The organism is Adlercreutzia rubneri (assembly GCF_009755265.1).
Lineage (GTDB): Bacteria > Actinomycetota > Coriobacteriia > Coriobacteriales > Eggerthellaceae > Adlercreutzia > Adlercreutzia rubneri.
This window is the reverse complement of the sequence record NZ_WPOO01000011.1, coordinates 13,662-27,570: the sequence shown is the minus strand read 5'-3', so window position 1 is coordinate 27,570 and position 13,909 is coordinate 13,662. Positions and strand designations below refer to the sequence as shown.

Annotated in this window: 11 protein-coding genes and 1 pseudogene; 11 read left to right on the top strand and 1 reads right to left on the bottom strand. The window is 64.7% G+C overall.

The annotated features are described in order from the left end of the window. The first annotated feature begins 133 nt into the window (after window positions 1–133). From GO707_RS07305 to GO707_RS07275, 6 genes and pseudogenes are all read left to right on the top strand, one after another. On the top strand, window positions 134–355 hold the full coding sequence (locus GO707_RS07305) for a helix-turn-helix transcriptional regulator (RefSeq protein WP_157012668.1): 222 nt from the start codon (window positions 134–136) through the stop codon (window positions 353–355). 98 nt (window positions 356–453) lie between these two features. Then, window positions 454–1,372, top strand: a pseudogene (locus tag GO707_RS12740) (HipA domain-containing protein). Window positions 1,373–1,465: 93 nt separating this feature from the next. Continuing rightward, on the top strand, window positions 1,466–3,025 hold the full coding sequence (cysS, locus tag GO707_RS07290) for a cysteine--tRNA ligase (protein ID WP_157012665.1): 1,560 nt from the start codon (window positions 1,466–1,468) through the stop codon (window positions 3,023–3,025). Window positions 3,026–3,044: 19 nt separating this feature from the next. Next, window positions 3,045–4,529, top strand: coding sequence for a peptidase U32 family protein (locus GO707_RS07285; protein ID WP_227069945.1), 1,485 nt, complete (start codon window positions 3,045–3,047; stop codon window positions 4,527–4,529). A 9-nt stretch (window positions 4,530–4,538) separates the two neighbouring features. Continuing rightward, complete coding sequence (locus GO707_RS07280) at window positions 4,539–5,687, top strand: helix-turn-helix domain-containing protein (protein WP_157012663.1); 1,149 nt, start codon at window positions 4,539–4,541, stop codon at window positions 5,685–5,687. 225 nt (window positions 5,688–5,912) lie between these two features. After that, on the top strand, window positions 5,913–6,194 hold the full coding sequence (locus GO707_RS07275) for a hypothetical protein (RefSeq protein ID WP_114538815.1): 282 nt from the start codon (window positions 5,913–5,915) through the stop codon (window positions 6,192–6,194). Between the two features lie 379 nt (window positions 6,195–6,573). Here GO707_RS07275 and GO707_RS07270 read toward each other — a convergent pair whose 3' ends face one another. Next, the gene (locus GO707_RS07270) at window positions 6,574–7,002 is read right to left on the bottom strand and encodes an FKBP-type peptidyl-prolyl cis-trans isomerase (RefSeq protein WP_157012662.1); all 429 of its coding nucleotides are present in this window, start codon (window positions 7,000–7,002) and stop codon (window positions 6,574–6,576) included. Between the two features lie 221 nt (window positions 7,003–7,223). On the opposite strand from GO707_RS07270, the gene argC reads away from it, so the two are divergent. The 5 genes from argC to GO707_RS07245 all read left to right on the top strand — a co-directional run bounded on the left by argC (window position 7,224) and on the right by GO707_RS07245 (window position 13,847). After that, window positions 7,224–8,282 (top strand): N-acetyl-gamma-glutamyl-phosphate reductase, encoded by a 1,059-nt coding sequence (gene argC, locus GO707_RS07265; protein ID WP_157012661.1) that lies wholly within the window; start codon window positions 7,224–7,226, stop codon window positions 8,280–8,282. A 55-nt stretch (window positions 8,283–8,337) separates the two neighbouring features. Next, on the top strand, window positions 8,338–9,636 hold the full coding sequence (gene argJ, locus GO707_RS07260; RefSeq protein WP_157012660.1) for a bifunctional glutamate N-acetyltransferase/amino-acid acetyltransferase ArgJ: 1,299 nt from the start codon (window positions 8,338–8,340) through the stop codon (window positions 9,634–9,636). Further along, the gene (argB, locus tag GO707_RS07255) at window positions 9,633–10,580 is read left to right on the top strand and encodes an acetylglutamate kinase (RefSeq protein ID WP_157012659.1); all 948 of its coding nucleotides are present in this window, start codon (window positions 9,633–9,635) and stop codon (window positions 10,578–10,580) included. The genes argJ and argB overlap by 4 nt, the downstream gene beginning before the upstream one ends. Window positions 10,581–10,589: 9 nt before the next feature. Beyond that, entirely contained in the window at window positions 10,590–11,825 is a 1,236-nt protein-coding gene (locus GO707_RS07250; protein WP_022738949.1) for an aminotransferase class III-fold pyridoxal phosphate-dependent enzyme, read from the top strand. Window positions 11,826–12,464: 639 nt separating this feature from the next. After that, on the top strand, window positions 12,465–13,847 hold the full coding sequence (locus GO707_RS07245; RefSeq protein WP_022738953.1) for an argininosuccinate synthase: 1,383 nt from the start codon (window positions 12,465–12,467) through the stop codon (window positions 13,845–13,847). Window positions 13,848–13,909 lie beyond the last annotated feature (62 nt).

Below are 13,909 nucleotides of genomic sequence, written 5' to 3'. Positions count from 1 at the left end.
CTGGCTGACTAAAATTAGTAGTTCCATATCATTCCCGATCGGTAATGGAACCACTTGAATTCCTTTTTCATTCCCGATCGGGAATGATATAGTTCACGAACACCAGATATTCCCGATAGGTGATGAGACCATTATGCGCATTAACTCGACGGAGGTCCTCGGACAAGCTATTCGCGCGCGTCGCAAAGAGCTCGGCTATTCGCAGCAACAGATGGCCGATTATTGCGGGTGCGGCACGCGTTTCATTTCCGATTTGGAGAATGGCAAGGAGACCATTCAGTTCGGCAAGGCTCTCGGTGTGGCTTCTATGCTCGGACTTGACCTGAGTATCGACGTGAGAGGAGGGGCGCGATGAGCGAGTCGCTCAAGGTGCTTCAAGGGGGCGTCTTAGTTGGCGCTCTCGACAAGGGCAACAGCGAGCCGTTCTATGGTTTTACCTATGATGAGGCCTAACTGAAGTCGTCATCTGCTGTGCCGCTGTCCCTATCGCTGCCGCTTTCAGCTCGTCGCTACACGGGCTATGAGGCGATGCCGTTCTTTGAGGGCCTTCTCCCCGAAGACGATGTTCGCGAGGCGGTGGCGCGTCAGTTCCATGTGTCGGCCATGCGACCTATGGAACTCATTCGCGTGCTCGGCAAGGATTGTGCCGGCGATGTCGTCATACTGGAAGAGGGTGATAGCTGTGATTTGCCAGGGGAGGCGGCCTATGTTCCGCTCCCAAACACCCTTGAGGAAATCGTTCGCTACCCGTACGGCGCCATCGCCCAACTTCGCGCGGAGTATCGCCTATCCCTTGCTGGAGGCCAAGAGAAGATCGCGCTTTTTTATGACGATCGTGCTCCTTTGGACAAGGGCTGGTTTGCGCCATTGGCGGGAGCACCGTCGAGCCATATCATCAAGCCTCAGATAGCCGATCGTTTTCCGCTTCTGGCCTCCAACGAATTTATTTGCATGGAAGCAGCGCGGGCTATGGGGTTCGAAGTTCCCGAGACGTATTGTCTTAGGCGAGCACCCTCTTTTCGTTGTTCGTCGCTACGATCGCGAGATGATGGAGGGATCCGGCGACGGCGCGCTCCAGGTGTTGCGGCGGGTGCACCAGGAAGACTTCTGCCAAGCTATCGGCCTCACTTCGGGGGAGAAGTACGAGACGCAAAAACCCCATCATGCTCAGGATATGCGCCAGCCGAAGCGAGTGGCTGCGAAGATTCTTGAGGAATTGGCCAGTTCGTTGGAAGCGGCATTCGAGGCGGCCGCTATCGAGTCGGCGAGGGTTGGCCTGGCCGATGACGCCCACGATCTGACGCAACGCATCGTAAGAAGCACAGCCAAGCGCAAGGGCGTCATGCGGAAGGCCGCCGACTTGTTGGGCTGATGTTCATATCCTAATCGCCCTGCGTCGCAAAGGCGAGGTGCTCTCTTGCGCTACAATGGCCGGAACCTTATTTTTCGCCGAAGGAGCTCACCCATGATTAAGTTGTACGATACGCGCCGCCGCCAGAAGGTGGACTTTGAACCTGTGGAGCCGGGGAAGGTCTCCATGTACGTGTGCGGGCCCACGGTGTACAACCGCATCCACATCGGCAACGCGCGCACGTTCATCTCCTTCGATATGATCCGCCGCTACCTCACCTGGCGCGGCTTCGACGTCACCTTCGTGCAGAACGTGACCGACGTGGACGACAAGATCATCAAGCGCGCCGGAGAGGAGGCGCGCACGGCCGCCGAGGTGGCCGAGGAGTACACGCGTCTGTTCATCGAGGACATGCGCGCGGCTGGCGTGCAGGATCCGGATATCCGCCCGAAAGCCACCGAGGAGATCGGCACCATGATCGCGCTTATCGAGCGCTTGATCGAGCGCGGCCATGCCTACGTGTCGGAGGGCGACGTGTACTTCGACGTGCGCTCCTATCCGGGCTACGGCCAGCTCTCGGGTCGCGATGTGGACGAGGCGGAAAGCGGCCATCGCGAGCTGCGCGCCGATGGCCAGGGCTTGGAAGAGCGCAAGCGCGATGAGCTGGACTTCGCCCTGTGGAAGGCGGCCAAGCCCGGCGAGCCCGCGTGGGAATCGCCCTGGGGCCAGGGCCGTCCCGGTTGGCACATCGAGTGCTCGGCCATGTCCGAGAAGTACCTGGGACTGCCCTTCGACATCCACGGCGGCGGGGCCGATCTGGTGTTCCCGCACCACGAGAACGAGCGCGCCCAATCCGAGTGCGCCTGTGACAGCACGTTTGCCAACTACTGGATGCACTCCGGCATGCTGCAGATCGCCAATGCCGAAACCGGCGAGACCGAGAAGATGTCGAAGTCGCTGAACAACTTCCTGCTGCTGCGCGAGGTGCTCGAGCAGGTGCGGCCCGAGGCCCTGCGCATGCTCATGCTGCAGAGCCACTACCGCAGCCCCCTCGTGTTCGGCGAGCAGCGCATGAACGAGGCCGACGCGGCCCTCACGCGCATCGAGAACGCCGTGAAGGCCCTCGATTGGCTGTTGGAGACGGGCACGCCCCGCGGCGAGGCGGCCCTGGCCCCGGAAACCGCCGAGGGCGAGCTCGCGGCCGTGCTGGATGCGGCGGCGCTGACCGATCGCGTGGCCGTGCTGAGGGCCAACTTCGCCGAGGCTATGGACGACGACTTCAACGCTCCGGCGGCTCTGGGCGAGATCTTCTCCTTCGTGAGCGATGTGAACGGGCTTGTGGCCGATGTGACCGTGCTGGCGGCCGAAGAGGCCGCGGCCGGCCGCGCTGCCCGGGATGCCATCGTCGAGCTCATGGACGTGCTCGGCATCGATGTGACCGCCGCCGAGGCAGGCGCGGCCTATCCCGCGGAAGTGGTGGGCCTGGCCGCCGACTTGGCCGGCTACGAGGGCGACGACCCCGAGATCGCCGTGGCCCGTCTGCTCGAGGCCCGCGCCACCGCCCGCGCCGAGAAGATGTGGGCCGTGGCCGACGGCGTCCGCAACGGCCTGGCCGACCTCGGCTTCGTGATCGAGGACACCCCCCAGGGTGCCCGCGTGACGTTCGAGGGGTAGCTCGTTGGGCAAAATCGGCATGGAGCTTCTGGCGCCGGCGGGTGGCATGGAACAGCTGCGGGCCGCGGTGGCCTTTGGGGCCGATGCGGTGTATTTGGCAGCTGAGCGGTTCGGTATGCGAGCGCGGGCGGCGAACTTCCGCATGGACGAGATTCCCGCCGCGGTGGCCTTCGCCCACGACCATGGCGTGAAGGTGCACGTCACCTGCAACATCCTCATGCATCCCGACGACATCGACGGGCTGCCGCCGTTCTTCCGTGCGCTGGACGCGGCTGGCGTGGACGCCTTCATCATCGGCGATGTGGGCGCTTTCGCCGTGGCCGGGGAGGTGGCGCCGCGGGTGGAGCGCCATGTGAGCACCCAGGCCTCGGTGGCCAATGCGACCGCCGCCCGGGTGTGGCATTCCCTCGGCGCGAGCCGCGTGGTGTGCGCCCGCGAGATGTCGCTGGCCGACATCGCCCGCCTGCGCCAGGACGCGCCGCCCGATCTGGAAATCGAGGCCTTCGCCCACGGCGCCATGTGCATGGCCGTCTCGGGCCGCTGCCTCATCAGCAGCTACCTCACCGGCCGCTCCGGCAACAAGGGCCACTGCACCCAGCCGTGCCGCTGGAGCTACCAGCTCGGCGCCGCCTCGCCTGCGGCGACGCGGCCGGATGAACCCGCAGGGGGCGACCTCGGTCGCCCCTCGCCCGCAAGTGTGGTTGAGTTGCCGCAAAGCGAAAACGCCATCGGTATCCAGGGCGGACTAAAGTCCGCCCCTACGGAGTTCGCGGCGGGGCGACCCGTGGAGTTCCTTCTGGAAGAGGAAAAGCGGCCCGGCGAATTCTTTCCCATTGAGGAGGACGACCGCGGCACCTTCATTATGAACGCGAAAGATCTTAACATGCTTGCGCACCTGCAGGCGCTGGCTGATGCGGGAGTCGATTCCATCAAGATCGAGGGCCGCAACAAGAAGGCGTTCTACGTGGCTACGGTCGTGGGCGCCTATCGCCGCGTGCTTGACGGCGAACCGCCCGATGAGGTGGCTGACGAGCTTCTGGCCGTCTCCCACCGCCCCTACGGCACGGGCTTCTACTTCTCCGAGGCGGAGCAGGCCCCCGCCTACGACGGCTACGAACAAGAGACCATGCACATCGCGGACGTCGTCGCCGGCGACCCGCACCACCTCTACCTCCTGTGCCGCAACCGCTTCGCGGAAGGCGACGAGCTGGAAGTCCTCGCGCCCCACGAGCCCAGTCGCCGGCTCATCGTGCGCGACCTGCACTGGCTCAACACCTTCGGCCCTGACAACCACGACGAGGACGCCCCTGCCACGGTGGAAGAGGCCCTCACCCGCGCCACCACCGCTGACTGGGAAGCCGCCGCCGTGGCCAACCGCTCCTGCAACCTCTACCGCATCCTCGTGGAAGGTGGCGCGTGCGGTGGTGCCCCTGCCGCTCACGTGCCCGAGGGTTCCTTCCTCCGCAAACGCACCTTCCGCCGCTCCGCCCGCCATGGCAGTTAGGAGAATCTCATGATCACCGTTGGCGACGTTATGAACATGAGGGCCTTCGACAGCATTTGGTTGGCGGCGCCTTGCGAGGGGGCGGCCGAGCGCGAGGTCACGGGCGTGGGAACCCTCGATCACGAGCCCTTCACGGGCGGCTATGAGGTGTTCACCTCGGGCGAATTCGTGTTCACCACCTTGGGTTTCGCCGGGATGCACCCCGATCTGGCCGAAGAGGCGCTGCTCGCGCTCATCGAGTACGGCGTGGCGGCGGTGGCCGTGAAGCCCGTGGTGCTGAAGGAGCTGCCGCCATCGGTGGCGGAGGCCTCGACCGCCCGGGGTGTGCCCGTGTTCTTCTATGAGGGGCGCTATATGGAGCGAGTCATCGCCGACCTCATGAACCTGCTCGACGACGATGCCGCCGAGTGGGAGCGCAACCACCTGATCGACCTCATTCTGGCGCCTTCCGACGAGCAGGCCGTGCGCTCTACGTTCTTCACCATCGCGGGGGTTACGGGCGCCACTATCCAGTGTGTGGCCATACGCCCCATCACCGACGATGGGGCGTCGCTGCGCGCTCTGCAGAAAGTGGTGGAAGGGGTGCTCGCCGGTTATGGCGAGCGCTGGGACGATGTCGAGCGCACGTTTGTGTGCCGCTACCGTGGGATGCTTCTGGGGTTCGTCTCCTTCAAGAGGCCCCCGCTGAAGGCTATCGCCATCTCCGACGCCGACCTGGCGAAGTGCATCGCCATGGCCGGGCCTTTGGTGTGCGGTATCAGCCAGGAGGTGAGCCTGGGGGAGGGGGATCTAGCCGTGCGCCAGGCCATGGCCGCCCTGCGCACGGCCGAGCGGGAGGACGCCGGCATCGTGCGCTGGACCACCCTGCGCTTCGACGCCTTCCGCGCCGCGGCCCGAAGCGACCGCCTGTACGCGCGTGCCGCCGACCTTCTGCGCTCGCTTCTGTTCGACTACGATGCCGAGCACGGTAGCGACCTGGGGCCGACCGCCGAGGCCTTCGCCGCTTCCTGCGGCGAGGTGAGCCGCACGGCTGAGGCCCTGTTCCAGCACCCGAACACTGTGCGCTACCGCCTGAAGAAGATCAAGGAAGTTCTTTCCGTGCAAGACGCGACCGATCGCGAACTGGCTGCCCTGCTCACCTTGGCCTATCTGACGTAGCCCCGGGCGCGCTCTAGGCGCCGTTGGGGTAACCTCCGATTTCCGGGGGCAGCGTTTTATTCGGCGCTCTTGCTGCAATGGGGCGTGCGTGCGTTTCTGCGAAAAGGGCACGATGCGCATATCGTTGTGCAACTGCACAAAGCGAGGCATCGAGCTTCATCCGATCGACCAAACGATGACCTTCATCGTGGGCCTAAACTAGGCGCCGTCGAAAGGAGAACCACCATGAAACTGTTCAACGACCAGGCTACAGCCGCCGTTGCTTCCCTCGATTCCGCCGACGCCGCCTACTGCGCCAAGCTGGAGCAGCGCTTCGCCCATATGGGCATCAACTCAAAGGCGGCTTCCAGCGCCGTGCAGTCGCTCGTCGAGGCCGATGCCGTGCCCCAAGTTGGCGTCTGGGCCGCGCTGCCCTCCGCGTTCAAGGGCCTTTTCCAGAAGAAAACCGAGGTGAAGCCTGCCGCCTCCGAGGCGTTCGAGGCTTCTCTGTCCGAAGCGCTCGCCTAGGTTCGTCGCGGCAGGCGTCTCCGCTTCGCCGCATGGTGCCACTTTTTCGTTGGCCCCGTGCTGCCGCGCTTGCATCTGCCGCATGCCCCTTGGCGTGCCGAGTCACCGACTCTCAAGCCTTGCCGGCTGCCAATTTCCCACCCAGGGCAGCCTCGGTTTTCCCCAAACGCAAAGCGACCCCGCCAAAGTCGGCGGGGTCGCTTCAAATAAGCTCAAGTAAGCTCAAGTAAGTAAGAGTAGGTCGGGAGTTGGCGGAGGGGGTGCCGCGCGCAGTTCATTGAAGTGCATTAGGAAATGTCGGAACCCTCGACGAGCCCTGCACTTCAATGATGTTTGAGCACGGTGCCCCCTCCGCCAACTCCCGACCGGACAACCGGGGTTAGTCCTCAACCTCGACAAGTTCGATGTCGAAGTTCAAGTCCTTGCCCGCCAACTCGTGATTCATGTCGAAGGTGACAATGCCGTCTTCGATGGACTGCACGAACACGGGGAAGGGCTGGCCGCCCGGGCCCATCATGTAGACGGTCTGCCCGACGGGCAGCTGGTCGGCGTTGGGAATCTGATCCACGGGCAACTTCTGCACCATGGCGTCATCGCGCTCGCCATAGGCCTCGGCGGCCGGGATGTGCACGGTCTTCTTCTCGCCGATGGCCATGTCCTCCACGGCGGCGTCGAAGCCGGGGATCATCTGGCCGGCCATGCAGACAAACTCGATGGGCTCGCCGCGATCCACGGACGAATCGAACTTGGTGCCGTCGTCCAGCGTGCCGGTGTAGTGCACCTTGACCTTCTTGCCTTTGTTGCTCATGGGAGCTCCTTTCCAAAAGATGTGCGCCTAAGTTTAGCGGAAGGGGGCGTGCGGGGCAGGGAAGGGGCGCAACCTGCTCCAAGTTGTCATAAACGGAGCTTTTTGCCTTTGGGATGGCCCCAGTGGGGGTATGATGAAAACAGTAATGAAAACGCTCATCTTTGTGCGCATGCTCAAGAAAGAGCCGAATATATAAACGGGCAGAGAGGAAGGAAGTTTCTATGGGCTATCGAGCGGGAGTTGTGGGAGCGGCCGGTTTCGCCGGCATCGAGCTGGTGCGCCTGCTGTCGCGCCACCCCGAGTTCGACTTGGCGGCGGCGACTTCCGACGCGCTGGCGGGAACGCCCATTGCGAAGGCCTATCCCGCCTTCACCGGGGTAACCGATCTCGCGTTCTCCACCCACGAGGATACTGATTTCTCTGCCTTCGACGTGGTGTTTTTGGCAGTGCCCCATAAGGCGGCCATGGGCATGGCGCCCAACCTTATCGCCGCCGGTGTCACGGTCGTCGATCTGTCGGCCGACTTCCGCCTGAAGGATCCTGCTATCTACGAGAAATGGTACGCGCCCCACACCGCCACCGACCTTTTGGCCCAGGCCGCCTTCGGACTGCCCGAGCTGACCGGCGATGAGTTGGCCGCCGCGGCCGAGCGCCGCGCTGCCGGCGAGGCCGTGCTCGTGGGCTGCGCCGGCTGCTACCCGACGGCCACTTCCCTTGCCGCTGCGCCCGCCATCCGTGCGGGCCTCGTGGACGCTGCTGCCCCCGTGGTGGCCGATGCCGTCTCGGGCGTGACCGGCGCGGGCAAGAAGGCCACGGAGCGCACCCATTACTGCTTCGCCAACGAGAACCTGGAGGCTTACGGCGTGGGCACCCATCGCCACACCCCCGAGATTGAGCAGATCCTGGGGCTCGAGGGCCGGCTCGTGTTCACGCCGCATCTGGCTCCGCTCAACCGCGGGTTGCTGTCCACGGTGACGTTGCCGCTGGCCCCGGGCGCCGCCCCTACCACCGAGGAGCTTGTGGAGTTGTATCGCGACTTCTATGCGGCAAGCCCGCTCGTGTCCGTCATGGACGCCGGCGTGCAGCCGCGCACGGCGTCGGTGGCGGGAACCTGTCGCGCCCAAGTGGGCGTGGCGGTGCACCCTGCCGGCATGATTGTGGCCACCGGTGCCATCGACAACCTGGGGAAGGGCGCGGCCGGTCAGGGCGTGCAGTGCGCCAACATCGTGTTCGGCCTGCCCGAGACTTGCGGTTTGGAAGAGATCGCCAACCCCGTATAGCAGTGGAAGGGGATGAGGGCCGCCTCGGCGCCGTCCCGTGGGAAAGAGAGGACCTATGACCGAGAACGACACTTTCGCTTTCGATCCCGAGGGCAACGCGGCCAGCGCGCTCGGCTTTTTCGCCGTGGGCGTACACGCGGGCTTTAGGGCCGATCCTGAGCGTCTCGACATGGCGCTCGTCGTGGCCGACGAGCCCTGTGCGGCGGCGGCCACCTTCACGACCAATGTGTTCTGCGCGGCGCCCGTGCGCGTGTCCCGCGAGCACCTGAACGAGGGGGGCGCGGGAGCTCCCGCCTACGGATGCGCGCGGGCGGTTGTCGTCAACTCCGGCATCGCGAACGCCGCCACGGGTGAGATCGGTTTGGAAAACGCCCGTAAGACCGCCGAGCTCGTCGGCGAGGCCGTGGGCTGTCCGGCCGACGAGGTGCTCGTGGCCTCCACGGGCGTTATCGGCCAGCACCTGCGCCTTGAGCCCTTCGCGGAGGGTGTGCCAGCAGCGCTTGCGGCCATGGCGAAAGTGGCCGACGATCTCGCCGGCCGCACATCCCAAGGCGCAACGGCGGCCCGCGCCATCATGACCACGGACACCTGTCCCAAACACGGCTCGGTCAGCTTCTCCGGCGACGGCATCGGATATCCGGGCGTCACCTTCACGGTGGGAGGCATGTGCAAGGGCGCCGGTATGATCATGCCGAATATGGCTACCATGATCGCCGTCATCACCACCGACGCGCCTCTCGCCGCGCCCGATCTGTCCCAGGCCCTCACGGCGGCGGTGAACAAGAGCTTCAACAAGGTGACGGTGGACTCCGATACCTCCACCAACGACACCTGCTTCGCCCTGGCTTCCGGCGCTGCCGCGCCCGACGGCCCCGCTTTCACGCCCGGGACGCCGGCCTTCGATGCCTTCCAGCGCGCTCTCGATCAGCTTGCGACGACGCTCGCCCGCAAGATGGCCGCCGACGGCGAGGGGGCCACGCGCCTCATCACCGTTACCGTGCGCGGGGCCGTTACGGCTGACGACGCCGATGCGGCTGCCCGTACGGTGGCGAATTCGCCACTCGTGAAGACCGCCGTCTACGGGCACGATGCCAACTGGGGCCGTGTTGCCGCCGCCCTCGGACGGTCCGGTGCTCGTTTCAACCAGGAGGACGTGGATATCGATATACTGGGCCTGCCTGTGTGCCGTGCCGGCCTGGTGGTCGATTTCGACGAAGAAGAGGCCCTGCGTCGCTTCGAAGAACCCGAAGTGACCATCGAGGTGGATCTGCACGCGGGGGAGGAGTCGGCCACGATGTGGACCTGCGACTTCTCGCACGAGTACGTGACGATCAATGGAGATTACCGCTCATGAAATACGCTAACGAAGCTCGCGCTGAGGGCGTACCCGTACGCACCGGCGAGATCCTCTACGAGGCCATGCCATGGCTCAAGCAGGTGACGGGCAAGACCATCGTCATCAAGTACGGCGGCTCGGCCATGGAAAACCCCCAGCTGGCCGCCGAAGTCATGGCCGATATCGTGCTTTTGAAGATCTTGGGTGTGAACCCGGTGCTCGTCCACGGCGGCGGCAAGGCCATCAACCGCGCCTTCTCCAACTTCAACTTGCCCGTGGAATTCATCGACGGCCAGCGCGTCACCACCGACGACGCCATGGATCTCGTGCGCATGGTGCTCACCGGGGAAGTGAACCAGCATCTGGTGGAGGCCATGAACGCCCACGGCAACATGGGCGTGGGCGTCTCGGGAACCGACGCCGGCATCATCGTGGCCGAGCAGGCCCGACCGGAGTTGGGGCGCGTGGGCAAGATCACCCGCATCAACACCCAGCTCATCGAGGACTTGGTGGCCGACGATTACATCCCCATCATTGCCTCCATCGCCATCGGCGAGGACGGCGGTTGTTACAACGTGAACGCCGACGTGGCGGCCGGCTACATTGCTGCGGCTATCGGCGCCCACAAGATCATCTTCCTCACCGATGTGGACGGCCTCTACGAGAACTACCCCGACCCCGACTCCCTCATCGCCGAGATGACCCTCGGCGAGGCCGAGGCCATGGTGCGCGGCGACAAACTCTCCTCGGGCATGATCCCGAAGCTTTCCAGCTGCGTGCGCGCGCTGGATTCCGGCGTTAGCGCCGCCCATATCATCAACGGCACGGTGCCCCACGCGTTGCTGCTGGAGCTGCTCACCGACTCCGGCATGGGCACCATGGTGGGAGGCCTCGCCTCGGCCCAGTTCCTGAACGTCTCCCCTGTCAGCAAATTCGCCGCCAAGCTCATCGAAAACCGTTAGGAGCATCCCATGACTCTCGCCCGCGAAATGGCTTTGGAATCCGAATACGTGATGGGCACCTTCGCCCGCAAGCCCGTGGAATTCGTCGAAGGCCACGGCATGACGCTCATCGACGATGCCGGCAACGAGTACCTCGATTTCCTCTCCGGCATCGGTGTCTGCAGCCTCGGCCACTGCCACCCCTCCATCGTGCAGGCCGTGAGCGATCAGGCGGCCAAGCTCATCCACGTGAGCAACTACTACTACATCGAGCACCGCGGGGAAGTGGCCCAGCTGCTGTCGAACATGCTGAACGCCTACGTCGATGAGCCGAGCCCCGAGACGTGGAAGACCTTCTTCGCGAACTCCGGCGCCGAGGCCAACGAGTGCGCCATCAAGCTGGCGCGCCTGTACGCCCGTCGCCGCACGGAAGCCGCCGGCAAAGATGCCGAGCTGGCCCCGCGCCTCATCGTCACGCTGGCCAAGAGCTTTCACGGCCGCACCTTGGCGACGCTTGCGGCCACGGCCCAGCCGGCCAAGCAGGAGGCTTTCCAGCCGCTGCCGGCCGGGTTCACGGCCACGCCCATCAACGACGTGGAAGCGCTCGAGCGCCTGTTCGAGACCCAGGGCGACCGCATCTGCGCCGTCATGATCGAGTGCATCCAGGGCGAGAGCGGCGTACATCCCTGCACCGAGGAGTTCGTCGGCGCCATCCGCCGCCTCACCGAAGAGCACGGTGCGCTCATGATCTGCGACGAGGTGCAGAGTGGCATCTTCCGCACGGGGCTGCCCTACGGGTTCCAGAACTTCGGGGTGCTGCCCGACATCGTCACCATGGCCAAGGGCATCGCCTCTGGTGTGGTGGCCGGCGCCTGCGCGGCCAAAAGCTCCATCGCGGCGGCGTTCGCGCCGGGCGATCACGGCACCACCTTCGGCGGCTCGAACATCGCCATGGCCGCGGCCCACGTGACGCTGTCCACGCTGCTCGCCCCAGGTATGGGGGCGCAGATCGAGTCGGTCGGCGCCTACATGCGCGAGCGGCTGGCCCGACTGCCCCACGTGCAGGAGGTGCGCGGCTTCGGCCTTATGAACGGTATCGACCTCACCCATGAGGCGCCGTCGGCTCCCGATGTGGTGGCCGCCGGCCTGGAAGCGGGCCTCGTCCTGAACGCCACCGGCCCCCATACGCTGCGTTTCCTGCCCCCGCTCATCTGCACGGAAGCCGACGTGGACGTGCTGGTTCAGAAGCTGGAGCAGTTGCTGTAAAACGCCATCACATCGAGCCATCATCGAGCGACCCTTGCACAAAAAGCTTGGGTCGCTCTTGTATATAAGCGCACAATTTCCCAGGTAGAATAAGCAAATTTTTGTGCAACTGCACAGCACAGTGCACAATTAAATTGCGCCGTTTCCGCAAAAATTTTGAAATTCGGGGTTGACGACTCATAAATTAGGGCATAATGCCGTCAACCGCACAGCCGAGGGCTTACGGCGCAAGGCGCCAGGGCCCCATAACTCGGACGGCTGCGCGTACTTGAAAGGAATTGTCACGATGCAGGCAGCAGCTCTCATAGCTTCCAAGCACAGCGGAATCGCTGCTGCTGCCCCGTGCCCCCAGTTCCTCGCCACGGCTTACGTCGACCGACGCCGACGTACCTCTTCTCTGCGACGCCGACGCGCGTAGCAGATCTTTTCGCGCGCTCAGCGCACCGCCGCGCGGCCCCGCCCGGGTCCGCCAAAGGCCGTGGCCTCCCGAAGTTCCTCTTCGAAACCTCAAGCACCATCGCGCAGGAACCCTGCGCATCGTCCCAGACGCGACTTCACGCCACGCCTTTCCATCGCAAAGCGAGCCGGGCACCCCATAAGGAAACCCAAAAGCAGCTCCCGACACGAAAGGCAACTCCCATGACTACGACGAACTCATCCCTTCACGACGCCCCGCAGATCTCCGCCAAGCCGGCCCCCGGCGAGAAGGAACGGTGCGTGCTCGCCTACTCCGGCGGCCTCGACACCTCCGTGTGCATCAAATGGCTGCAAGAGGAATACGATCTCGACGTCATCGCCGTCGTGGGCGACCTCGGCCAGGAGCACGAGGGCCTCGAGGCCATCAAGGCCAAGGCGCTCGCCACCGGTGCCATCGGCTGCGCGGTCATCGACATGCGGGAGACCTTCGCCAACGAGTACCTCGCCTGCGCCATGGCCGCCAACGCCATGTACGAGAACAAGTACCCACTCGTGAGCGCGCTCTCGCGGCCGCTCATCGCCAAGCACCTCGTGGCGGTGGCCCATCAGTTCGGCGCCAAGTACGTGGCCCATGGCTGCACGGGCAAGGGCAACGACCAGGTGCGCTTCGAGTCCTCGGTGCTCATGCTGGATCCGGCGCTCACCATCATCGCCCCGGTGCGCAACTGGGATCTCGGCTGCCGGGCCGACGAGATCGAATGGGCGGCGGCCCACGGCGTGCCGGTTAAGGCCACCACCGACAAGCCCTACTCCATCGACGACAACCTGTGGGGCCGGGCCATCGAGTGCGGCGTGCTGGAGGATCCCTGGTGCGAGCCGCCGGCGGATATTTGGACGATGACGTGCGATCCGGCCTGCGCGCCCGACGAGCCCACCTATGTGGAAATCGAGTTCGATCAGGGCGTTCCCTGTGCGCTTGACGGCACTCCGATGAGCTTCCTCGACATCATCTACGCCATGAACGATATCGCCGGCACCAACGGCTACGGCCGCATCGATATGGTGGAGAACCGGCTCGTGGGCGTGAAGAGCCGCGAGTGCTACGAGGTGCCGGGCGGTCTGGCCCTCATCCAGGCTCACAAGGCCCTGGAGGATCTGTGCCTGGAGCGGGGCGTGCTGCACCACAAACTCGCCATCGAGCAGACCTGGGCCGAGCAGGTGTACAACGGCCTGTGGTTCTCGCCGCTGAAGGAGGCCTTCGACGCCTTCCTCGCCCACACCCAGCAATGCGTGTCCGGCACGGTGAAGCTGAAGTTCTTCAAGGGTTCCTGCACCGTGGTGGGACGCAAGAGCACCTACTCGCTGTATGATTTCGGCCTGGCCACCTACGATGCCGACGACGCTTTCGACCATCAGGCCGCCAAGGGCTTCATCGACATCCACGGCCTGTCCTGCAAGGTGTGGGCGAAAAACCGGCTCGCCACGGGCGCGCGCATGCCCTCCTACGACGACGTGAACCTCGCGAACACCGCTTACGGCAAGATGAGCGCCGTGGTGGAGGAAGCCGAGGAGATTCTGGAAGGCGCCGACGCCGTCACGGCCTAGGGACGCTCAACGAGCACGACAACGAGGGGAGCGGGCGGTCTTGAGGGGCGCCCGCCTGGCTT

Excerpts from the sequence above, each read along its gene's own strand:
- GO707_RS07305 (WP_157012668.1), top strand. The coding sequence starts at position 134 with ATGCGCATTAACTCGACGGAGGTCCTCGGACAAGCTATTCGCGCGCGT.
- cysS (WP_157012665.1), top strand. The coding sequence starts at position 1,466 with ATGATTAAGTTGTACGATACGCGCCGCCGCCAGAAGGTGGACTTTGAA.
- GO707_RS07285 (WP_227069945.1), top strand. The coding sequence starts at position 3,045 with ATGGAGCTTCTGGCGCCGGCGGGTGGCATGGAACAGCTGCGGGCCGCG.
- GO707_RS07280 (WP_157012663.1), top strand. The coding sequence starts at position 4,539 with ATGATCACCGTTGGCGACGTTATGAACATGAGGGCCTTCGACAGCATT.
- GO707_RS07275 (WP_114538815.1), top strand. The coding sequence starts at position 5,913 with ATGAAACTGTTCAACGACCAGGCTACAGCCGCCGTTGCTTCCCTCGAT.
- GO707_RS07270 (WP_157012662.1), bottom strand. The coding sequence starts at position 7,002 with ATGAGCAACAAAGGCAAGAAGGTCAAGGTGCACTACACCGGCACGCTG.
- argC (WP_157012661.1), top strand. The coding sequence starts at position 7,224 with ATGGGCTATCGAGCGGGAGTTGTGGGAGCGGCCGGTTTCGCCGGCATC.
- argJ (WP_157012660.1), top strand. The coding sequence starts at position 8,338 with ATGACCGAGAACGACACTTTCGCTTTCGATCCCGAGGGCAACGCGGCC.
- argB (WP_157012659.1), top strand. The coding sequence starts at position 9,633 with ATGAAATACGCTAACGAAGCTCGCGCTGAGGGCGTACCCGTACGCACC.
- GO707_RS07250 (WP_022738949.1), top strand. The coding sequence starts at position 10,590 with ATGACTCTCGCCCGCGAAATGGCTTTGGAATCCGAATACGTGATGGGC.
- GO707_RS07245 (WP_022738953.1), top strand. The coding sequence starts at position 12,465 with ATGACTACGACGAACTCATCCCTTCACGACGCCCCGCAGATCTCCGCC.